Annotated in this window: 31 protein-coding genes; 28 read left to right on the forward strand and 3 right to left on the reverse strand. The window is 69.0% G+C overall.

The window, feature by feature from the left end; genetic code table 11:
- Positions 1–35: 35 nt before the first annotated feature.
- The 3 genes from ACFQW6_RS21420 to ACFQW6_RS21430 all read left to right on the forward strand — a co-directional run bounded on the left by ACFQW6_RS21420 (position 36) and on the right by ACFQW6_RS21430 (position 2,844).
- A complete protein-coding gene (locus ACFQW6_RS21420) occupies positions 36–494 on the forward strand; it encodes an Lrp/AsnC family transcriptional regulator (protein WP_378550451.1) in 459 nt (152 codons plus the stop codon).
- Positions 491–1,894: an aspartate aminotransferase family protein gene (locus tag ACFQW6_RS21425; protein WP_378550454.1), complete on the forward strand. Its 1,404-nt coding sequence runs from the start codon at positions 491–493 to the stop codon at positions 1,892–1,894. The genes ACFQW6_RS21420 and ACFQW6_RS21425 overlap by 4 nt, the downstream gene beginning before the upstream one ends.
- 218 nt (positions 1,895–2,112) lie before the next feature.
- Positions 2,113–2,844 (forward strand): tRNA (guanine(46)-N(7))-methyltransferase TrmB, encoded by a 732-nt coding sequence (locus ACFQW6_RS21430; protein ID WP_378550456.1) that lies wholly within the window; start codon positions 2,113–2,115, stop codon positions 2,842–2,844.
- Here ACFQW6_RS21430 and ACFQW6_RS21435 read toward each other — a convergent pair.
- Positions 2,820–3,227 (reverse strand): hypothetical protein, encoded by a 408-nt coding sequence (locus ACFQW6_RS21435; protein WP_378550459.1) that lies wholly within the window; start codon positions 3,225–3,227, stop codon positions 2,820–2,822. The two genes, ACFQW6_RS21430 and ACFQW6_RS21435, sit on opposite strands and share 25 nt — an antisense overlap.
- Positions 3,228–3,711: 484 nt before the next feature.
- Between ACFQW6_RS21435 and rpsJ the strand changes: the two genes are divergently transcribed.
- From rpsJ to ACFQW6_RS21560, 25 genes are all read left to right on the forward strand, one after another.
- Entirely contained in the window at positions 3,712–4,020 is a 309-nt protein-coding gene (gene rpsJ, locus ACFQW6_RS21440; protein ID WP_008360994.1) for a 30S ribosomal protein S10, read from the forward strand.
- 8 nt (positions 4,021–4,028) lie between these two features.
- Positions 4,029–4,694, forward strand: coding sequence for a 50S ribosomal protein L3 (gene rplC, locus ACFQW6_RS21445; RefSeq protein WP_378550462.1), 666 nt, complete (start codon positions 4,029–4,031; stop codon positions 4,692–4,694).
- A gap of 2 nt (positions 4,695–4,696) precedes the next feature.
- A complete protein-coding gene (gene rplD, locus ACFQW6_RS21450) occupies positions 4,697–5,560 on the forward strand; it encodes a 50S ribosomal protein L4 (protein ID WP_378550465.1) in 864 nt (287 codons plus the stop codon).
- Complete coding sequence (gene rplW / locus ACFQW6_RS21455; RefSeq protein ID WP_172269873.1) at positions 5,557–5,862, forward strand: 50S ribosomal protein L23; 306 nt, start codon at positions 5,557–5,559, stop codon at positions 5,860–5,862. The genes rplD and rplW overlap by 4 nt, the downstream gene beginning before the upstream one ends.
- A 24-nt stretch (positions 5,863–5,886) precedes the next feature.
- Positions 5,887–6,723 (forward strand): 50S ribosomal protein L2, encoded by an 837-nt coding sequence (rplB, locus tag ACFQW6_RS21460; RefSeq protein ID WP_129453376.1) that lies wholly within the window; start codon positions 5,887–5,889, stop codon positions 6,721–6,723.
- Between the two features lie 5 nt (positions 6,724–6,728).
- Positions 6,729–7,010, forward strand: coding sequence for a 30S ribosomal protein S19 (gene rpsS / locus ACFQW6_RS21465; protein ID WP_090969263.1), 282 nt, complete (start codon positions 6,729–6,731; stop codon positions 7,008–7,010).
- Positions 7,007–7,456: a 50S ribosomal protein L22 gene (gene rplV, locus ACFQW6_RS21470; RefSeq protein ID WP_191194626.1), complete on the forward strand. Its 450-nt coding sequence runs from the start codon at positions 7,007–7,009 to the stop codon at positions 7,454–7,456. The genes rpsS and rplV overlap by 4 nt, the downstream gene beginning before the upstream one ends.
- Complete coding sequence (rpsC, locus tag ACFQW6_RS21475; RefSeq protein ID WP_378550471.1) at positions 7,456–8,274, forward strand: 30S ribosomal protein S3; 819 nt, start codon at positions 7,456–7,458, stop codon at positions 8,272–8,274. Before rplV ends, rpsC begins: the two co-directional genes overlap by 1 nt.
- Before the next feature lie 4 nt (positions 8,275–8,278).
- Positions 8,279–8,698, forward strand: coding sequence for a 50S ribosomal protein L16 (gene rplP / locus ACFQW6_RS21480; protein ID WP_056599680.1), 420 nt, complete (start codon positions 8,279–8,281; stop codon positions 8,696–8,698).
- Positions 8,698–8,940 carry a 50S ribosomal protein L29 gene (gene rpmC / locus ACFQW6_RS21485; RefSeq protein ID WP_378550475.1) on the forward strand — a complete coding sequence of 81 codons (243 nt, stop codon included), beginning with the start codon at positions 8,698–8,700 and terminating at the stop codon, positions 8,938–8,940. Before rplP ends, rpmC begins: the two co-directional genes overlap by 1 nt.
- The gene (gene rpsQ / locus ACFQW6_RS21490; protein WP_378550478.1) at positions 8,937–9,221 is read left to right on the forward strand and encodes a 30S ribosomal protein S17; all 285 of its coding nucleotides are present in this window, start codon (positions 8,937–8,939) and stop codon (positions 9,219–9,221) included. The genes rpmC and rpsQ overlap by 4 nt, the downstream gene beginning before the upstream one ends.
- Before the next feature lie 102 nt (positions 9,222–9,323).
- Positions 9,324–9,692, forward strand: a complete 369-nt coding sequence (rplN, locus tag ACFQW6_RS21495; protein ID WP_056599693.1) for a 50S ribosomal protein L14 — start codon at positions 9,324–9,326, stop codon at positions 9,690–9,692.
- 15 nt (positions 9,693–9,707) lie between these two features.
- The gene (gene rplX / locus ACFQW6_RS21500; RefSeq protein WP_378550481.1) at positions 9,708–10,049 is read left to right on the forward strand and encodes a 50S ribosomal protein L24; all 342 of its coding nucleotides are present in this window, start codon (positions 9,708–9,710) and stop codon (positions 10,047–10,049) included.
- A gap of 1 nt (position 10,050) precedes the next feature.
- Positions 10,051–10,617, forward strand: coding sequence for a 50S ribosomal protein L5 (gene rplE, locus ACFQW6_RS21505; RefSeq protein WP_378550484.1), 567 nt, complete (start codon positions 10,051–10,053; stop codon positions 10,615–10,617).
- Between the two features lies 1 nt (position 10,618).
- Positions 10,619–10,804, forward strand: a complete 186-nt coding sequence (locus ACFQW6_RS21510; protein ID WP_011757321.1) for a type Z 30S ribosomal protein S14 — start codon at positions 10,619–10,621, stop codon at positions 10,802–10,804.
- A 68-nt stretch (positions 10,805–10,872) separates the two neighbouring features.
- On the forward strand, positions 10,873–11,292 hold the full coding sequence (rpsH, locus tag ACFQW6_RS21515; protein WP_300049842.1) for a 30S ribosomal protein S8: 420 nt from the start codon (positions 10,873–10,875) through the stop codon (positions 11,290–11,292).
- A gap of 34 nt (positions 11,293–11,326) precedes the next feature.
- The gene (rplF, locus tag ACFQW6_RS21520; protein WP_378550488.1) at positions 11,327–11,869 is read left to right on the forward strand and encodes a 50S ribosomal protein L6; all 543 of its coding nucleotides are present in this window, start codon (positions 11,327–11,329) and stop codon (positions 11,867–11,869) included.
- 1 nt (position 11,870) lies between these two features.
- A complete protein-coding gene (gene rplR / locus ACFQW6_RS21525; protein WP_299922692.1) occupies positions 11,871–12,254 on the forward strand; it encodes a 50S ribosomal protein L18 in 384 nt (127 codons plus the stop codon).
- Between the two features lie 46 nt (positions 12,255–12,300).
- Complete coding sequence (gene rpsE / locus ACFQW6_RS21530) at positions 12,301–12,921, forward strand: 30S ribosomal protein S5 (protein WP_378550492.1); 621 nt, start codon at positions 12,301–12,303, stop codon at positions 12,919–12,921.
- Positions 12,921–13,103: a 50S ribosomal protein L30 gene (gene rpmD, locus ACFQW6_RS21535; protein ID WP_056599717.1), complete on the forward strand. Its 183-nt coding sequence runs from the start codon at positions 12,921–12,923 to the stop codon at positions 13,101–13,103. The genes rpsE and rpmD overlap by 1 nt, the downstream gene beginning before the upstream one ends.
- Position 13,104: 1 nt before the next feature.
- Positions 13,105–13,545 (forward strand): 50S ribosomal protein L15, encoded by a 441-nt coding sequence (gene rplO / locus ACFQW6_RS21540; RefSeq protein WP_378550495.1) that lies wholly within the window; start codon positions 13,105–13,107, stop codon positions 13,543–13,545.
- Between the two features lie 190 nt (positions 13,546–13,735).
- A complete protein-coding gene (gene secY / locus ACFQW6_RS21545) occupies positions 13,736–15,031 on the forward strand; it encodes a preprotein translocase subunit SecY (RefSeq protein ID WP_378550497.1) in 1,296 nt (431 codons plus the stop codon).
- Positions 15,032–15,607, forward strand: a complete 576-nt coding sequence (locus ACFQW6_RS21550; protein ID WP_378550499.1) for an adenylate kinase — start codon at positions 15,032–15,034, stop codon at positions 15,605–15,607.
- A 15-nt stretch (positions 15,608–15,622) separates the two neighbouring features.
- Complete coding sequence (gene map, locus ACFQW6_RS21555) at positions 15,623–16,447, forward strand: type I methionyl aminopeptidase (protein WP_378550501.1); 825 nt, start codon at positions 15,623–15,625, stop codon at positions 16,445–16,447.
- A gap of 204 nt (positions 16,448–16,651) precedes the next feature.
- A complete protein-coding gene (locus ACFQW6_RS21560) occupies positions 16,652–17,683 on the forward strand; it encodes a TerC family protein (protein ID WP_378550503.1) in 1,032 nt (343 codons plus the stop codon).
- 27 nt (positions 17,684–17,710) lie between these two features.
- Here the strand turns inward: ACFQW6_RS21560 and ACFQW6_RS21565 are convergent, their stop codons facing one another.
- Together ACFQW6_RS21565 and ACFQW6_RS21570 are read right to left on the reverse strand one after the other, a co-directional pair.
- Positions 17,711–19,171, reverse strand: a complete 1,461-nt coding sequence (locus ACFQW6_RS21565; RefSeq protein WP_378550505.1) for a serine/threonine-protein kinase — start codon at positions 19,169–19,171, stop codon at positions 17,711–17,713.
- On the reverse strand, positions 19,168–20,337 hold the full coding sequence (locus ACFQW6_RS21570; RefSeq protein ID WP_378550507.1) for an FHA domain-containing protein: 1,170 nt from the start codon (positions 20,335–20,337) through the stop codon (positions 19,168–19,170). Before ACFQW6_RS21570 ends, ACFQW6_RS21565 begins: the two co-directional genes overlap by 4 nt.
- Positions 20,338–20,365: the final 28 nt, after the last annotated feature.

Consider the following 20,365-nt stretch of genomic DNA (forward strand, 5'->3'; position numbering starts at 1 on the left):
CGATGGCGCCATGAGCGAGCGCAGGGGCCACGGGCATGGGTGAGGCACAGGTCCGCCTCGACGCGACCGCCAAGCGCATCATCGAGCTGCTCCAGGAGGACGGCCGGATCTCCTACGCCGCGATCGCCAAGGCGGTCGGGCTGTCGGAGGCGGCCGCCCGGGCACGGGTCCAGAAGCTGCTCGACTCCGAGGTGATGCAGGTCGTCGCGGTCACCGACCCCACGCAGGTCGGCTTCACCCGCCAGGCCATGATCGGCGTCCGCACCGAGGGCGACCCGATGAAGGTCGGCGACCGGCTGGCCGAGGTGCCGGAGGTCGACTACGTGGTCACCACCGCCGGCAGCTTCGACCTCCTCGTCGAGGTGGTGTGCGAGGACGACCCGCACCTGCTCGACGTCATCCGTCAGGTCCGTGAGCTCAAGGGGGTGGTCTCCTCGGAGACCTTCGTCTACCTCAAGCTCAACAAGCAGCACTACAACTGGGGAACGAGATGAGCCTCCACTCCACCGAGGGCAAGCCCTTCGACGAGTCCTTCGACTACCAGGCCGCCGGGCGCGACCACCTCTGGTTGCACTTCACCCGGCACTCGACCTACGAGAAGGGCGGCGAGATGCCGCTCATCGTGAAGGGCGAGGGCCACCGGATCTGGGACAGCCACGGTCGCGAGTACATCGACGGGCTCGCCGGTCTGTTCGTCGTCCAGGTCGGCCACGGCCGCGAGGAGCTGGCCGAGGCGGCCGCGAAGCAGGCCAAGGAGCTGGCGTTCTTCCCGCTCTGGTCCTTCGCGCACCCGCGCGCCGTCGAGCTGGCCGACCGCATCGCCGCGATGGCGCCCGGCGACCTGAACCGCGTCTTCTTCACCACCGGCGGCGGCGAGGCCGTGGAGTCCGCGTGGAAGCTGGCCAAGCAGTACTTCAAGCTGACCGGCAAGCCCAACAAGCACAAGGTCATCTCCCGCGCCGTGGCCTACCACGGCACTCCGCAGGGGGCGCTGTCCATCACCGGCATCCCGCCGCTGAAGGAGATGTTCGAGCCGCTCGTGCCGGGCGCCCACAAGGTCCCCAACACCAACTTCTACCGGCGCCCGGAGTTCATCGGCGACGACGAGAAGGCCTTCGGCCGGTGGGCCGCGGACCGCATCGCCGAGGCGATCGAGTTCGAGGGTCCCGACACCGTCGCCGCCGTCTTCCTCGAGCCGGTGCAGAACGCCGGCGGCTGCTTCCCGCCGCCGCCCGGCTACTTCGAGCGGGTCCGCGAGATCTGCGACCAGTACGACGTCCTGCTCGTCTCGGACGAGGTCATCTGTGCCTTCGGCCGGGTGGGGGAGATGTTCGGCGCGGCCGAGTTCGGCTACCAGCCCGACATCATCACCTGCGCCAAGGGCATGACGTCGGGCTACTCGCCGATCGGCGCGATGATCGCCAGCGACCGGTTGTTCGAGCCGTTCAGGTCGGGCACGACGGCGTACGCCCACGGCTACACCTTCGGCGGCCACCCGGTCTCCTCGGCGGTGGCGATGGCCAACCTCGACATCTTCGAGCGCGAGGGCCTCACCGACCACGTCCAGCAGAACGCCCCGGCGTTCCGGGCGACCCTGGAGAAGCTCCTCGACATCCCGATCGTCGGCGACGTGCGCGGCCACGGCTACTTCTACGGCATCGAGCTGGTCAAGGACCGCGAGACCAAGGAGACGTTCGACGACGCCGAGTCCGAGCGGCTGCTGCGCGGCTACCTCTCCGGCGCGCTCTGGGAGGCCGGCCTCTACTGCCGCGCCGACGACCGCGGAGACCCGGTCATCCAGCTCGCCCCGCCGCTCATCATCGGCCAGCCGGAGTTCGACGACATCGAGCAGCGGCTCCGCTCGGTGCTGACAGGGGCGCTCGAGCATCTGTAACCGGCTGTGTTGTTGGCGCTCGCTCCGCTCGCGCGTGCTCGGCGCCCCTGAAGACGTCGTCTTCCCTCCTCGCTCCCAAGCTGCCTCGCTGCGCTCGTCGCGCTTGCTCGCTCGTCAGTCCAGACGACGTCGGGCGCCGAGGGCGTGGGTTGAGCACGCCAGGCGATCCGGGCAGCGCCGATGTGCATCTGCCCCCGTGGGCCGGGGACAATTGCGCCGTGAACGATGTCGTACGGCCCGCCCGCCCGCACCACAAGCTGACCGCGGACGGGCGCCGGATGCGGGAGGTGCTCACCTACTCGCGGCGGGGGAACCGGTTCACGCCGCGACAGGCGGAGTCGTGGGCCGCGCACCACGCCGACTGGGTGATCCCCGAGGAGGCCGTCGACCGGCCCGGCTTCGACCTCGCGGAGTGGTTCGGCCGCGAGGCGCCGCTGATCGTCGAGATCGGCCCCGGCGTCGGAGAGGCGACCTCGGTGCTGGCTGCCGCGCGCCCGGACCACAACGTGCTCGCCCTCGAGGTGTGGCTCCCCGGCGTCGCCGACTCGCTGTGGCGCGTCGCCGAGGCGGGGGCCGACAACGTGCGGTTCTGCTCCGTCGACGCCGTCTGGACCCTGGAGAACCTGCTCGGCCCGGCCGGTGTCGCCGAGCTGTGGACCTTCTTCCCCGACCCGTGGCGCAAGACCAAGCACCGCAAGCGGCGGCTGGTCAACCCGGCCAACGCCGCGCTCGCCTCGTCCCGGCTGGTGCCGGGCGGCGCGTGGCGGCTGGCTACCGACTGGGCGGACTACGCCGAGCAGATGCGCGAGGTCCTGGACGCCGAGCCGACGCTGGAGGGCGGTCCCGTCGAGCGGTGGGACGAGCGGCCGGTGACCCGCTTCGAGCGCAAGGGTCGCGAGGTCGGCCGTGACATCGTCGACTTCTGCTACCACCGGTCCGAGCGAGGCTGATCGAGCACCAGGCCCGCCTCGCGCAGCAGGTGCTCGAGCCGGAGCCGCTCGGCCTCGCGGTCGGTGCCCTCGCGCAGGTCGGTGAGCAGGTCCGGCACGTTGAGCGCGCGCGCCGCCTGGGCCAGCAGGTCGTCGTACGCCGCCGCGGTCCCGCGTCGGCGCGCCATCGGCGTCCCGGGGGCCGGGTCCAGCACCTGCCGCCGGACGCGGCGCAGGGCGGCCGCGAGCTCCTCGATCGCCGGGGTCGACGGCTCGGGCGGGGGAGGGGAGAGGCGCGTGCGGACCCGGCGGACCGCCCGGCCGATCTCCGGCTGGCACAGGGCGAGGGTCAGCGCGGCAGCGAGCATCAGCGTGGAGAGGACGAGCGCGACCAGGCCGGCCATCCTCCGACGGTAGGTCGGCCCGGAGGGCGGGGCAAGGGGGTTGCTCGAGCCGCTCCGATTGTCCGTCCACGCCGCCCGGAGCGTAGGCTGGGGTTTCCTTCCGGGACGTCGGCAGCGGACCATGGGCACCACCGCCTTGCGATTTGGCGTGGGCGCGCGCAGTCTGTCAAGATGTTCCGGTTGCTCCGGCGGGTTGCCGGGGTGCGGCACACCTTGACTTCTGAATCGCGTCTCCTTGATCGAGCCAGTCGTCTGTGTGCACCGCACCGGATCACATGGTGATCGGAGACTCGACCAGATCCGACAACCGTCGGGTGCCACCCAGAGCATCACCGCCTCCCTTCGGGGTCGTGTCACGAGTAACCAGCGCGACACGCCCGACCGCGGGGGTCGGAGGGTGGAGGAGAGACAGGCGGCGCTCGCCCACCAGGGGCCGGGAGCCGAAACCAGACCAGGCGTACGAGATCGAAGAGGACAGGGACCTATGGCGGGACAGAAGATCCGCATCAGGCTCAAGGCCTATGACCACGAGGTGATCGACACCTCGGCGCGGAAGATCGTGGACACCGTCACCCGTACGGGTGCGAAGGTCGCCGGCCCTGTGCCGCTGCCGACCGAGAAGAACGTGTACTGCGTCATCCGTTCGCCCCACAAGTACAAGGACTCCCGCGAGCACTTCGAGATGCGGACGCACAAGCGTCTGATCGACATCATCGACCCGACGCCGAAGACCGTCGACTCGCTGATGCGTCTCGACCTGCCTGCCGGTGTCGACATCGAGATCAAGCTCTGAGGCGCGACATGGCTAAGACTTTCGAACGTAACGTGAAGGGCCTGCTGGGCACCAAGCTCGGCATGACCCAGCTCTGGGACGAGAACAACAAGGTCGTCCCCGTGACCGTGATCGCCGCGAGCACCAACGTGGTCACCCAGGTCCGCCAGCCCGAGGTGGACGGCTACAACGCCATCCAGGTCGGCTTCGGCGAGATCGAGGCCCGCAAGGTGAACTCGCCCGACGCTGGTCACTTCGCCAAGGCCGGGGTCACCCCCCGCCGCCACGTGGTCGAGATCCGCACCGCTGACGCTGCCGCCTACACCGTGGGCCAGGAGCTCGGTGTCGAGACCTTCGCCGCCGGCGAGGAGATCGACGTCACCGGCACCAGCAAGGGCAAGGGCTTCGCCGGTGTCATGAAGCGTCACGGCTTCCACGGTGTCTCCGCCTCGCACGGCGCGCACCGCAACCACCGCAAGCCGGGCTCCATCGGCGCCTGCGCCACCCCGGGTCGCGTGTTCAAGGGCACCCGCATGGCGGGCCGCATGGGCAACGACACGGTGACCACCCAGAACCTGACGGTGCACGCCGTCGACGCCGACAAGGGCCTGATCCTGATCAAGGGCGCCGTTCCCGGCCCCAAGAACGGTCTCGTCGTCCTTCGCTCGGCCGCCAAGAAGACGCAGGAGGCCTGAGCATGGCTGTCAAGACCGTCAAGGTCGACCTCCCCGCCGAGATCTTCGACGTCGAGGTCAACATTCCCCTGATCCACCAGGTCGTCGTGGCCCAGCAGGCTGCTGCGCGCCAGGGCACGCACGCCACCAAGACCCGCGGCGAGGTCCGCGGCGGTGGCCGCAAGCCCTACAAGCAGAAGGGCACCGGCCGCGCCCGTCAGGGCTCGACCCGCGCCCCGCAGTTCGCCGGTGGTGGCGTCGTCCACGGCCCGCAGCCGCGCAGCTACGACCAGCGCACCCCCAAGAAGATGAAGGCCGCCGCCCTGCGCGGTGCCCTCTCCGACCGGGCCCGCAACGACCGCGTCCACGTGGTCGACGCCCTGGTGTCGGGCGACAAGCCCTCCACCAAGGCCGCGCTGGCCGCGCTGGTCTCGCTGACCGACCGCGTGGGCTACCTCGTGGTGCTCGAGCGCTCCGACGCGATCACCTGGCTCTCGCTGCGCAACGCGCCCGAGGTCCACATCGTCGCCGTCGACCAGCTCAACACCTACGACGTGCTCAACGCCGACGACGTGGTCTTCACCAAGGGTGCCTACGACGTCTTCGTGGGTGGCGCCTCCGCGGCTCCCGCCACGACCGGGTCGGCTGCTGAGCCCGCCACCGAGCAGGCCACCGACGAGTCGGTCCTGCCGGCCGGTGCGAAGGCCCCGCTCAAGAGCGGCAAGAACCCCAAGGGCTACGAGGTCCAGGGCCTGGAGTCCGGCACCTACCTCGTCGAGGGCGACGCCGCCTACGACGTCTCCGGTGGCGACTTCTGGTTCAAGTCCACCGAGGACGCCGAGGCTGCCGGCCTGACCCGCGCCGACGAGAAGGAGAGCGACAAGTGAGCACCCTGCACAAGGACCACCGCGACGTCCTGATCGCCCCGGTCGTGTCGGAGAAGAGCTACGGCCTGCTCGACGCCAACAAGTACACCTTCATCGTCCGCCCGGACGCCAACAAGACCGAGATCAAGATCGCGGTCGAGAAGGTCTTCGACGTCAAGGTCACCTCGGTCAACACGATCAACCGCCAGGGCAAGACCCGTCGCACCCGCTACGGCATGGGCAAGCGTCCCAACACCAAGCGCGCGATCGTCAGCCTCGCCGAGGGTCACCGCATCGACATCTTCGGAGGTCCGGTCTCCTGACCGGGCTCCTGACTAGGAACTGATATGGCTATCCGCAAGTACAAGCCGACCACCCCGGGCCGTCGTGGCTCGTCGGTGGCCGACTTCGTCGAGATCACCCGGTCCACGCCCGAGAAGTCGCTGACGCGCCCGCTGCCGAAGAACGGTGGCCGCAACAACCAGGGCCGCATCACCACGCGGCACAAGGGTGGCGGCCACAAGCGCGCCTACCGCATCATCGACTTCCGTCGCTACGACAAGGACGGCGTCCCGGCGAAGGTCGCTCACATCGAGTACGACCCCAACCGCACCGCGCGCATCGCGCTGCTGCACTACGCCGACGGCGAGAAGCGCTACATCGTCGCGCCCAAGGGTCTGACCCAGGGCACCGCGGTGGAGTCCGGCCCCAACGCCGACATCAAGCCCGGCAACAACCTGCCGCTGCGCAACATCCCGGTCGGTACGACCATCCACTGCGTGGAGCTGCGTCCGGGCGGCGGCGCGAAGATCGCCCGCTCGGCCGGCAACTCGGCCCAGCTGGTCGCCCGCGAGGGCAGCCGCGCGACGCTGCGCATGCCCTCGGGCGAGATGCGCTTCGTCGACGTGCGCTGCCGCGCCACGATCGGCGAGGTCGGCAACGCCGAGCAGTCCAACATCAACTGGGGCAAGGCCGGCCGCATGCGGTGGAAGGGCGTCCGCCCGACCGTCCGCGGTGTCGTCATGAACCCGGTGGACCACCCGCACGGTGGTGGTGAGGGCAAGACGTCCGGTGGTCGCCACCCCGTCTCCCCCTGGGGCAAGCCCGAGGGCCGCACGCGCAAGCGCAAGGCCAGCGACTCCCAGATCATCCGTCGTCGCAAGTCCGGCAAGGGTAGGAAGTAACCGACATGCCTCGCAGCCTCAAGAAGGGCCCCTTCGTCGACGACCACCTTCAGAAGAAGGTGGACGCCGAGAACGAGAAGGGCAGCCACAACGTCATCAAGACCTGGTCGCGCCGGTCGATGATCGTGCCCGACATGATCGGCCACACCATCGCCGTGCACGACGGTCGCAAGCACGTCCCGGTCTTCGTGACCGACTCCATGGTCGGCCACAAGCTCGGGGAGTTCGCCCCCACCCGCACCTACCGCGGGCACGTCAAGGAAGACCGGAAGGGACGCCGTCGATGAGCACCACCGAGCGCAGCCGCACCAGTGCGCGCCGCACCACGCTGCTCGGCGACCAGCCGGGTGCGTACGCGAGCGCACGCTACGTGCGGATCACCCCGATGAAGGCCCGCCGTGTCGTCGACATGGTTCGCGGCCTCCAGGTCGACGAGGCCCTGACCCTGCTGCAGTTCGCGCCGCAGGCCGCCTCCGAGACCGTCTACAAGGTGCTGGAGAGCGCCGTCGCCAACGCCGAGACGACCGAGGGCCTCAACCGGGCCGACCTGGTCCTCTCCGTCGCGATGGTCGACGAGGGCCCGACGATGAAGCGTTGGCGTCCGCGTGCCCAGGGTCGGGCGACCCGCATCAACAAGCGCACGAGCCACATCACCCTCGCGGTGCAGCCGGCTGACGTGCTCACCGCGCCGGGCAAGAAGGCCCGCGCCTCGAAGAACGGAAAGGGTGCCTGATGGGCCAGAAGATCAACCCGAACGGGTTCCGACTGGGCATCTCCACCGACCACAAGAGCCGTTGGTACGCCGACAAGCTCTACAAGTCGTACGTCGGTGAGGACGTCGCCATCCGCAAGCTGCTCTCCAAGGGCATGGAGCGGGCCGGCATCTCCAAGGTCGAGATCGAGCGCACGCGTGACCGCGTCCGTGTGGACATCCACACCGCGCGTCCCGGCATCGTCATCGGCCGCCGCGGCGCCGAGGCGGACCGCATCCGCGGCGAGCTCGAGAAGCTCACCGGCAAGCAGGTGCAGCTCAACATCCTCGAGGTCAAGAACCCCGAGATCGACGCGCAGCTGGTCGCCCAGGGCGTCGCCGAGCAGCTCTCGGGCCGTGTGCAGTTCCGCCGCGCCATGCGCAAGGCGATGCAGACCTCGATGCGTTCGGGTGCCAAGGGCATCCGGATCCAGTGCTCGGGCCGCCTGAACGGTGCCGAGATGTCGCGCACGGAGTTCTACCGCGAGGGCCGCGTGCCCCTGCACACCCTCCGCGCCGACATCGACTACGGCTTCTACGAGGCCCGTACGACCTTCGGCCGCATCGGCGTGAAGGTCTGGATCTACAAGGGCGAGGTCGCCGGCACCCGTGCCGAGCGCCAGGCCCAGCAGGCTGCGCGCGCCGGTGCCCCCGGCCGCGGCGGTCGTCCCAACACCCGTGGCGGTGACCGTCCGAGCCGTGGCTCGCGCGGTGACCGCGCTCCTCGCACCGAGGCCACCGCTGAGACCTCAGCGGCCCCGGCTGCCGAGGCTGCACCGAGCACCGGACAGGAGGCCTGACCTCATGTTGATGCCCCGTCGCGTCAAGCACCGCAAGCAGCACCACCCCAAGCGTCGTGGCGCTGCCAAGGGTGGCACCACGCTGGCCTTCGGTGACTTCGGCATCCAGGCGGTCGAGGGTCACTACGTGACCAACCGACAGATCGAGTCGGCCCGTATCGCCATGACCCGTCACATCAAGCGTGGCGGCAAGGTCTGGATCAACATCTACCCGGACCGTCCGCTGACCAAGAAGCCGGCCGAGACCCGCATGGGTTCCGGCAAGGGCTCCCCCGAGTGGTGGGTTGCCAACGTCAAGCCCGGCCGCGTCATGTTCGAACTCTCCGGTGTGGACGAGGTGACTGCTCGCGAGGCCATGCGCCGCGCGATGCACAAGCTCCCGATGAAGTGCCGGTTCATCTCCCGTGAGGCCGGTGAATTCTGATGGCTACCAAGCTGAACGCCCACGAGCTCGACGAGCTCGACGCATCCGCCCTCGAGGCCAAGCTGCGCGAGGCCAAGGAGGAGCTGTTCAACCTCCGGTTCCAGGCCGCCACCGGCCAGCTGGAGAGCAACGGCCGCCTGCGCGTGGTCAAGAAGGACATCGCCCGCATCTACACCGTGGTCCGCGAGCGCGAGCTCGGCATCCGCACCACCCCGGGCACCAACGAAGAGGCGAAGGCATGAGCGAGAACACTGCGACCCAGCCGGTCGACGAGCGCAACCAGCGCAAGGTCCGCGAGGGTCTCGTCGTCAGCGACAAGATGGACAAGACCATCGTCGTCGCCGTCGAGGACCGCGTGAAGCACGCCCTCTACGGCAAGGTCCTGCGCAAGACGTCGCGCCTGAAGGCGCACGACGAGACCAACCAGTGCGGCATCGGCGACCGGGTCCTCATCATGGAGACCCGCCCGCTGTCGGCCACCAAGCGTTGGCGCCTCGTCGAGGTGCTGGAGAAGGCCAAGTGACCTGAGGCCCACCGGCCTCGAGCACAAGTTTCCACATATCAGTTCGGCCAGGCTCGCTCCCCGCTGAGGGGCGAGAACCAGCTCGACAACCAGGAGAAATCAATGATCCAGCAGGAGTCGCGACTCAAGGTCGCCGACAACACCGGTGCGAAGGAGATCCTTTGCATCCGTGTTCTCGGTGGCTCTGGGCGTCGCTACGCCGGCATCGGTGACGTCATCGTCGCCACCGTCAAGGACGCGATCCCCGGTGGCAACGTCAAGAAGGGCGACGTCGTCAAGGCCGTGGTCGTGCGCACCGTCAAGGAGCGTCGCCGCGCCGACGGTTCCTACATCCGCTTCGACGAGAACGCCGCCGTCATCCTCAAGAACGACGGTGAGCCCCGTGGCACGCGCATCTTCGGCCCCGTCGGCCGTGAGCTGCGCGAGAAGCGCTTCATGAAGATCATCTCGCTCGCCCCGGAGGTGCTGTGAGAGATGGGTAAGGACATGAACATCAAGAAGGGCGACACCGTCAAGGTGATCGCTGGCAAGGACAAGGGTGCCCAGGGCAAGGTCATCTCGGTGCTCCGCGAGGAGGACCGCGTGATCGTCGAGGGTGTCAACCTCATCAAGCGCCACACGAAGTCCGTGCAGCAGACCAACACCACCGGCGGCATCATCACCCGCGAGGCGCCCATCCACGTCTCCAACGTGATGCTCGTCGAGGGTGACGGCGTCACGCGTGTCGGCTTCCGCCGCGACGAGGTCACCAAGCGCCGTCCCGACGGCTCGACCTACTCCGCGACCCGGTCCGTCCGCGTGTCCCGCAAGTCCGGCAAGGAGATCTGAGATGGCCGAGACCCAGACCACTGAGATTCCCCGTCTCAAGGCGCGCTACCGCGAGGAGATCGTCCCCGCCCTGCGCTCCGAGTTCGACATCGCCAACATCATGCAGGTGCCCGGTCTGACCAAGATCGTCGTCAACATGGGCGTCGGCGAGGCTGCTCGCGACTCGAAGCTGATCGAGGGCGCGATCCGCGACCTCACCGCGATCACCGGCCAGAAGCCGGCCGTGACCAAGGCCCGCAAGTCGATCGCGCAGTTCAAGCTGCGCGAGGGCATGCCGATCGGCGCGCACGTCACCCTGCGCGGCGACCGCATGTGGGAGTTCCTGGACCGCCTGCTGTCCCTGGCCCTGCCCCGCATCCGCGACTTCCGCGGCCTCTCGCCCAAGCAGTTCGACGGTCGTGGCAACTACACCTTCGGTCTCACCGAGCAGGTCATGTTCCACGAGATCAACCAGGACAGGATCGACCGGTCGCGCGGGATGGACATCACCATCGTGACCACCGCCACCAACGACGACGAGGGTCGGGCGCTGCTCAAGCAGCTCGGCTTCCCGTTCAAGGAGAACTGACATGGCGAAGACTGCTCTCAAGGTCAAGGCCGCCCGCAAGCCGAAGTTCGCTGTCCGGGGCTACACCCGCTGCCAGCGCTGCGGTCGCCCGAAGGCCGTCTACCGCAAGTTCGGCCTGTGCCGGATCTGCCTGCGGGAGATGGCCCACCGCGGCGAGCTCCCCGGCGTCACCAAGTCCTCCTGGTAATCACTCACACCCGTTGAAGGTCCCCCGGCTACGAGCCGTGGGAAACCACGACGAGAAAGAACCACATCATGACGATGACTGACCCGATCGCAGACATGCTCACGCGTCTGCGCAACGCCAACCAGGCGTACCACGACGCGGTGTCGATGCCCTACAGCAAGATGAAGGCCGGCCTCGCGGAGATCCTCAAGCAGGAGGGGTACATCACCTCCTACGACGTCGCCGACAACGTCACCGCCGAGGGCGAGCCCTCGGTCGGCAAGACGCTGACCGTGACGCTCAAGTACGGCCGCAACCGGGAGCGCTCGATCGCCGGCGTGCGCCGCATCAGCAAGCCCGGCCTGCGCGTCTACGCCAAGAGCACCAACCTGCCCAAGGTCCTCGGTGGCCTCGGCGTCGCGATCATCTCGACGTCGCAGGGACTGCTGACCGACCGCCAGGCGAACCAGAAGGGCGTGGGCGGCGAAGTCCTCGCCTACGTCTGGTGACCCGGACCAACTGAGACCAGGAAGAGAGAGAAGCATGTCGCGCATTGGCAAGCTCCCCATCGCGGTCCCGTCCGGTGTCGACGTCGCGATCGACGAGTCGCTGGTGACCGTCAAGGGCCCCAAGGGCACCCTGTCGCACACCATCGCCACGCCGATCACGGTCGCCAAGGGCGAGGACGGTGTCCTCGAGGTGCAGCGCCCCGACGACGAGCGCAACAGCCGCTCGCTCCACGGCCTGACCCGCACGCTCATCAACAACATGGTGGTGGGCGTCACCGAGGGCTACGAGAAGAAGCTCGAGATCGTGGGCGTGGGTTACCGCGTCCTGCCCAAGGGTCCGACCCAGCTCGAGTTCCAGCTCGGCTACTCGCACCCGATCATCTTCGACGCCCCTGAGGGCATCACCTTCACCGTCGAGGGCCCGACCAAGCTCGGTGTCGTCGGCATCGACAAGCAGCTCGTCGGCGAGGTTGCGGCCAAGATCCGCAAGCTCCGCAAGCCTGAGCCCTACAAGGGCAAGGGCGTGCGCTACGCCGGCGAGCACATCCGCCGCAAGGTCGGAAAGGCCGGTAAGTGACATGGCGATCTCGCTGAGCAACAACAAGCACACCGCCAACCGCGTCCGGGCGCGCCTGCGCCGGCAGGCGCGTGGCCGCAAGCGGATCAACGGCACCGCCGAGCGTCCGCGCCTGGTGGTCACCAAGTCGGCCAAGCACCTCTCGGTGCAGGTCGTCGACGACCTGCAGGGTGCCACGCTGGCCTACGCCTCCACGATGGAGGCCGACGTCCGCGGCACCGAGGGCGACAAGACCGCCAAGGCCAAGCTGGTCGGCGAGCTCGTGGCGTCGCGTGCCAAGGCCGCCGGTATCGAGGACGTCGTCTTCGACCGGGCCGGCAACAAGTACCACGGCCGCATCGCGGCCCTCGCCGATGCCGCCCGGGAGGGCGGATTGTCCTTCTGATCGCTCAACGCGACCAGAGAGAGAACTTAGATATGGAGCACATCTCATGAGCGGAGCCCAGCGCGGACAGCGCAGCGGTGGCTCGGGCGACCGTCGTCAGCGTGACGACCGTCGCGGTGGCGGCGCTGAAAAGTCTGTCTACATCGAGCGAGTCGTCGCCATCAACCGTGTCGCGAAGGTCGTCAAGGGTGGTCGTCGCTTCAGCTTCACCGCCCTCGTGATCGTCGGCGACGGTGACGGCATGGTCGGCGTCGGCTACGGCAAGGCGAAGGAAGTTCCCGCGGCGATCGCCAAGGGTGTCGAGGAGGCCAAGAAGCACTTCTTCAAGGTCCCCCGCATCCAGGGCACCATCCCGCACCCGGTGCAGGGCGAGAAGGCCGCAGGCGTCGTCCTGCTGCGTCCCGCCGCTCCCGGTACCGGCGTCATCGCCGGTGGCCCGGTGCGTGCGGTCCTCGAGTGCGCCGGTATCCACGACGTGCTGAGCAAGTCGCTCGGCTCGTCCAACCAGATCAACATCGTCCACGCGACCGTCGAGGCGCTGCGGATGCTCGAGGAGCCCGAGGCCGTGGCCGCCCGTCGCGGCATGCGCGTCGAGGACGTCACCCCGGCCGCGCTGCTCAAGGCGCGCGCCGAGGGTCAGGCCGAGACCGCGGGGGTGCAGTCCTGATGGCACAGCTCAAGGTCCAGCAGAAGCGTGGACTGGTCGGCCTCAAGGCCAACCAGCGCGAGACGCTGCGTTCGCTCGGTCTCAAGCGGATCGGCGACGTCGTCGTGAAGGAAGACCGCCCGGAGATCCGGGGCATGATCAACACTGTCCGTCACCTGGTGACGTTCGAGGAGGTGGAGTGACATGACGCTCAAGCTGCACCACTTGCGTCCCGCTCCGGGCGCCAAGACCGCCAAGACCCGCGTGGGTCGCGGTGAGGGCTCCAAGGGCAAGACCGCCGGCCGTGGCACCAAGGGCACCAAGGCGCGCTACCAGGTTCCGGCTGCCTTCGAAGGTGGCCAGATGCCGATCCACATGCGCCTGCCCAAGCTGAAGGGCTTCAAGAACCCCTTCCGCGTGGAGTTCCAGGTCGTCAACCTCGACCGCCTCGGCGAGCTCTTCCCCGAGGGCGGCACCGTGACGGTCGACGACCTCGTGGCCAAGGGCGCCGTTCGCAAGAACCAGCCCGTCAAGGTCCTGGGGCAGGGCGACATCTCCGTCGCCGTCCAGATCAGCGCCAACGCGTTCTCGACCTCCGCCAAGGAGAAGATCGAGGCCGCCGGCGGCACCGCGACCGTGGCCTGAGGCCACGATCTCGCTCATCCGGTGAAGGCCTGGCCGCACAGTGGGAACTGTCGGCCGGGCCTTTGTCGTTGAGCGGGGAAGCGGGTCGAACCCCGACTGTTAGGCTTCCCCGGGCCCTCAGCCGTACGACGGCGAGGGTGTCTCGTCCGCCCGCCGATCCTGGCAGGGCACCCATACGAAAGAGGAACCAGTGCTAGGCGCGTTCGCCAACGCTTTCCGGACTCCGGACCTGCGGCGCAAGCTGCTCTTCGTCCTGCTGATCATCACGATCTTCCGGCTCGGCTCCCAGGTGCCCACCCCAGGTGTGCACGTCGCCAACGTCCAGGCGTGCATCAACCAGCTGGAAGAGGGTGGCCTCTACAGCCTGATCAACCTCTTCTCGGGTGGTGCGCTGCTCCAGCTCACCATCTTCGCGCTGGGGATCATGCCGTACATCACGGCCTCCATCATCCTGCAGCTGCTCGTCGTGGTCATCCCACGGCTCGAGGCGCTGAAGAAGGAGGGGCAGGCGGGCCAGACGAAGATCACCCAGTACACGCGCTACCTGACCCTGGGCCTGGCCGTGCTGCAGGCGACCGGCATCGTCGCCCTCGCGCGCAGCGGCGCCCTGCTGCAGGGCTGCACGCGCGACCTGCTGCACGACGACGACACCTCGACGTTCCTGGTCATGGTCATCACGATGACGGCGGGCACCGCGGTCATCATGTGGCTCGGTGAGCTCATCACCGACCGTGGCATCGGCAACGGCATGTCGATCCTCATCTTCACGCAGGTCGTCGCCACCTTCCCGGCGTCGCTGTGGAGCGTGCAGACCTCGCAGGGCTGGGTCACCTTCGGCATCGTGATGGTGATCGGCCTCCTCCTCGTGGCCGGCGTGATCTTCATCGAGCAGGCCCAGCGCCGCATCCCGGTGCAGTACGCCCGCCGCATGGTCGGCCGCAAGATGTTCGGCGGCAACTCGACCTACATCCCGCTCAAGGTCAACCAGGCCGGCATCATCCCGGTCATCTTCGCCTCGTCGCTGCTCTACCTGCCGGCGATGGCGGTGCAGTTCAACCCCGAGAGCCAGAACCGCGTGCTCGACTTCATCGGGACCTACCTCGTCGGCGGCGACCACCCGCTCTACATGGCGACGTACTTCCTGCTGATCATCTTCTTCACGTACTTCTACGTCTCGATCACCTTCAACCCTGTCGAGGTGGCGGACAACATGAAGAAGTACGGCGGCTTCATCCCCGGGATCCGGGCGGGCAAGCCGACCGAGGACTACCTGTCCTACGTCCTGTCCCGCATCACGTTCCCTGGAGCGCTCTACCTCGGCGCGATCTCGTTGGTCCCGCTCGTCGCCTTCGCGATCATCGACGCCAACCAGAACTTCCCGTTCGGCGGCACGTCCATCCTCATCATGGTCGGCGTGGCACTGGACACCGTGAAGCAGATCGAGAGCCAGCTCCAGCAGCGCAACTACGAAGGATTCCTGAAGTAGATGAGACTGATCCTCATGGGCCCGCCGGGTGCGGGCAAGGGCACGCAGGCCCGCTTCGTGGCGGAGCACTTCGGCATCCCGGCGATCTCGACCGGTGACATCTTCCGCGCCAACGTCTCCCAGGGCACGCCGCTCGGTGTCGAGGCGAAGCGGTTCATGGACGCCGGGGAGTACGTCCCCGACGAGGTCACCAACCTGATGGTGCGCAACCGCATCGACGAGGCCGACGCTTCGCCGGGCTTCCTGCTCGACGGCTACCCCCGCACCCTGGCCCAGGTCACCGAGCTCGACGGGATGATCGGCTTCACCGGTCACCAGCTCGACGCGGTCGTCGTGCTGACGGTCGATCCGGAGGAGCTGGTCCAGCGCCTGCTGCAGCGCGCCCAGACGGACGGTCGCGCCGACGACACCGAGGACGTCATCCGGCGCCGCCAGGAGGTCTACGCCGAGCAGACCGAACCGCTCATCGGGGTCTACCGCGAGCGCGGGATCCTGGTCGAGGTCGACGGGATGGGCGAGGTCGACGAGGTGACGACCCGCATCTTCGACGCGCTCGACGTCGTCCCGCAGAGCTGACGGCCGGCACAGGCCATGGGGTTCCGGGACCGCGGGATCGAGATCAAGACCCCTGAGCAGATCGACCTGATGCGGGTCGCCGGGCTGCTCGTGGGGGAGACCCTCGAGCTGCTCCGCGCCGCCGTCCGGCCCGGGGTCAGCACCCTGGAGCTCGACACCCTCGCGGAGGCCAACATCCGCGACCACGGGGGCGTGCCGTCGTTCAAGGGCTACAGCCACCCGCCGTTCCCGGCGACGATCTGCGCCTCGGTCAACGACGAGGTGGTGCACGGCATCCCGGGCGACCGCAGGCTCGCCGAGGGTGACGTCGTCTCGATCGACTGCGGTGCCATCGTCGAGGGGTGGCACGGCGACGCCGCGATCACGGTTCCCGTCGGCGAGGTCGCCGACGACGTCGTCGAGCTGCTCCGGGTGACCGAGGAGTCGCTGTGGCGCGGCATGGCGGCCGCCCGCCTCGGAGGGCGGGTGAGCGACATCAGCCACGCCGTGGAGACCCACGTCCGCTCGCAGGGCCGCTACGGCATCCTCGAGGACTACACGGGGCACGGCATCGGCACCGAGATGCACATGCCGCCCAACGTGCCCAACGTCGGCCGGCGCGGCCGTGGACCCACGATCGTCGAGGGCCTCGCGCTCGCCGTGGAGCCGATGGTCACGCTGGGCAGCAAGCACACCGACCTGCTCGAGGACGAGTGGACCGTCGCGACCGTCGACGGGTCCTACGCCGCGCACTTCGAGCACACCTTCACGGTGACCCCGCAGGGCGCCTGGGTGCTCACGGCCGTCGACGGCGGCCGGGCACGGCTCGACGCCCTCGGCGTCCCATTCGGCGGACGCTGACCTCGATTTCACGCCCACCCGGCGACGCGTGACACACTGACGCGGTTGGAGGGGAGTATTCCCTGACAGTGGTGTCGTCAGTACGGCGTCCGCGCGAGCGGGGCCCGGTGCCACTGGTTCGCCGCATCAGGGCGAGCGGAAGAGACCTCTGGCGTCCGTGCGCTGCGCGGACACCGATCTCGCCTCATCCCAAGGAGCAACAGCGTGGACGTCCCCACCTGGGTCTGGATCGCGACCTTCGCCGTCACGATCGTGATCTTCACCTTCGACCTGGTCATCGTCGGCCGGCGGCCGCACGAGCCGAGCATGAAGGAGTGTGCGACCTACCTCTCGATCTACGTCGGGCTGGCCATCCTCTTCGGCATCGGCGTGTGGGTCGTCTGGGACCACCAGCACGGCCTGGAGTTCTTCTCCGGCTGGTTGGTGGAGTACTCCCTGTCCATCGACAACCTCTTCATCTTCATCATCATCATGGCGAAGTTCGCCGTGCCCAAGGAGCTGCAGCAGTACGCCCTGATGATCGGCATCGTGATGGCGCTGGTCATGCGCGCCATCTTCATCGGGGTCGGCGCCGCGGCGATCGAGCAGTTCAGCTGGGTCTTCTACCTCTTCGGCATCTTCCTCATCTACACCGCCATCAAGCTCGCCAAGGAGGGCGCCGAGGACGAGGACGACGAGTTCGAGGAGAACAAACTCGTCGCGTTCGTCGAGCGTCGCTTCCCGGCCACGTCGGAGTGGCACGGCAAGAAGCTGCTGATCACCGGCGACAACGCGAAGAAGATGATCACGCCGATGTTCATCGTGATCCTCACGCTCGGCACGACCGACCTGCTGTTCGCCCTCGACTCGATCCCGGCGATCTTCGGCATCACCAAGGAGCCCTACCTGGTGCTCACGGCCAACATCTTCGCCCTGATGGGCCTGCGCCAGCTCTACTTCCTCATCGGCGGCCTGCTCCAGCGCCTGATCTACCTCTCCTACGGCCTCGCGTTCCTGCTGGCCTTCATCGGCGTCAAGCTGTTCTTCCACGCGCTGCACGAGAACGAGCTGCCGTTCATCAACGGCGGAGAGCCCCTCGACTACGCGTGGCTGGAGATCCCGATCTGGCTCTCGCTCGTGGTCATCGTCGCCACGCTGGCGATCACCGCCGTGCTGTCGCTGTGGGCCTCGAGCCGGATGTCCGAGGAGGAGCAGGACGCGGCCACCGGCCCGCGCCGCGACTGGGAGGACCGCTGACCGCCGCGTGACGTCGGGACCCGCGGGTCAGGACACGCACTGGCTCGCGGTGGGTGAGTTGTCCGATCCGCGGGTCATCCGCACGTCGAGGCACACCGGCTCGTCGGTACGCACCAGCAGTCGCCTGCGGGAGGTGCTGCCGTACTCGTCGGTGTCGTCGCGGTGGTAGCTGAACGAGTCGCCGGCCTCGACGGGCACGGGCGGGCGCCACTCGAACAGGACGCCGCGCGGCGTACGACTCCCGGTGAGCGACACCGCCTCCACGAGGACGTCGGGGATCACGTCGGCCGGCGTCTGCGACTCGGTCGGCACGACGACGCCGGGATCCTCCTCGCGGTCGTTGCCGCCGAGGACGAGGAAGCCCACCAGCAGCGCGAGCACCGCGACGCCGACGCCGGCCCACACCAGGCCCGGCACTCCGGCCCGCTCCTCCTCGCCGTCCAGCGCAGGTGCGGGGTCCTGGGCCGCGATGCGCCGCGGGCCGCTCGCCGAGATCACCGTGACGGGCTTCATCGCCGTCGCGTCCTCGGCCGGCCCTGAAGGACCGGATGGCCCGGACGAGCCGGACGAGCCGGACGAGCCGGGCGAGCCCGGCACCTCGGAGGCGCTGACCGACGCGTCGGGCCGGTCGCCCTCCACGGCCACCGACGTCCGTGCCCAGCCGGCGGCGGACTCGATGCGCTGGAGCGCGCGAGCGAGCTCCAGCGCGCTGGCGGGCCGGTGCTCCGGGCGCTTGGCCAGGCACTGCTGGAGGAGCCGGTCGAGCGCAGGCGGGACGTCAGGGCGCTGGGTGGCCGGGGGAGCGGCGTGCAGGATGCGCGCGCTGAGGGCCCGGGTGGAGTTGTCGCCCGAGGGGATGGAGAACGGCGACCTGCCGACGAGCAGGTGCCAGATCGTCGCGCCGAGCGAGTAGACGTCGGAGGCGACCGACCCGTTGGAACGGCCGTCGAGGAGCTCGGGCGGCGACCAGGGGTAGGAGATCCGGACGTCGTTGTCACCCTCGATGTCGGCCATGTGGCCGGCGATGCCGAAGTCGGTCAGCGCCGGCTCGTGGTACGTCGTGACGAGGACGTTGCTCGGCTTGATGTCGCGGTGCAGGATGCCGGAGCGGTGAGCGGTCTCGATCGCGCTCGCCAGCTTGATGCCGGTGGACACCGCGTCGACCGGAGCCATCGGGTTGGCGCGCACCCGCACGCCGAGGTCCGGCGGGGGGCAGTAGCGCATCACGAGGAACGGCCGGCCACCCTCGGCCGTGACCCCGGCAGTGATGACCGAGACGATGTAGGGGTGGTCGGCGAGCCGCGCCATGGCGTTGGCCTCGGCGGTGAACAGGTACTTCTCGCGGTCGGTCAGCGGCACGTCGGGGCGGACGACCTTGACCGCGACGCGCTGGCGCGGCCACTGCTGCTCGTAGAGGAAGACGTCGGCGAAGCCGCCGCTGCCGAGGTGCTCGATGAACGTGAACCCCGGGATGACCGGTGCACTCATCGGGCGACCGCCCCTGACTCGAAGCGGACGCTGTAGACGTGGGCCATGTCGAGGACCGTGCCCGGCTCGAGCACGTAGGCGTCGCCGGGTCGCATGCGCTCGGGATCGCGCCCCGGGGGCGCGAACGTGGTGCCGCCGCGGCTGTCGAGGTCGCGGGCGACCACGTCCCAGCCGTCGAGCTCGATCTGCAGGTGGCGTCGGGAGACGAACGAGTGGTCGGCCGGCAGGTGCACGAGGTGGGGCCAGTCGGTGCTGCCCACGGCCGGGGCCGGCTTCCGCCCCAGGATGACGCCCCGGTCGAGCGGCACGACCTCACCGGTGGGGAGGCGGAGGCCGCCCAGGGGCGGCCGGTCCACGCGCCTCGGGTCTTGGGGGGACACCCGCTGGTGGCACACGCGGCACTGCGGGGAGATCGGAGGCGTCAGGTGCCCCAGCGGGCAGCTCACCGCGAGCACCGTCGGCGCGGTGGTGTGGGTCAGGTGGGCGGGACGCAGGGACGTGGCGCCGTCGTGGTCGTCGGGCTCCGTGGCGCTCGTCGGCGTCGTGGGGGGCCGGATCGTGGTGTGGGCCCCCTCCTCGATGCGCTGCATCATCAGCGGGTCGGGCTCGGAGGTGTCGACGAGGGAGCCGGTGTCCTCGACCCGAGGGCGTACGCGGGTGCGCGGCGGAGGCCCGTCGGGACCCTTGGCGGCGAGGATGGCGTCAGGGATGCCGTCGATGAGGGCGGCAGCCGCGGGCGCCGGGCTCTCCTCGGCGCGGTGCACGGGTGCGGTGCGGGCCGACACGGGCGTCAGCTCCACGCGGTCGGCGGCGACCACCCCGCCCACGAGGCGCCGGGTGGTCACGAGCCCATCGGGATCTGCCCCGCCGTCGAGGCTCAGCACGCGCGCCGGCCCGGCGAGGCGCACGTGTCCTGCCCCTCGGGACATCGTCGTCGACGCACCGGAGGTGAAGTCGACGAGCGCCAGCCCGGGAGGATCGCCGTCGAACGCCTTCTCGGCGATGGCCAGCACGCGCTCGGCGACGCTCGCCCGCGACGACGCCGTCATCGACAGTGCGTCCCAGATCTCCTCGACCACCCGCTCGTCACCGGGATCGGTGAGCAGCACCCAGTGCGCGCCACTGCCGACGAGCACACCGGCCCCGCTGGCGTACCGCGCCTCCACGATCAACGTCGGCTCCCCTCGTACACGC

It is taken from the genome of Nocardioides sp. GCM10028917 (genome assembly GCF_042666175.1).
GTDB lineage: Bacteria > Actinomycetota > Actinomycetes > Propionibacteriales > Nocardioidaceae > Nocardioides.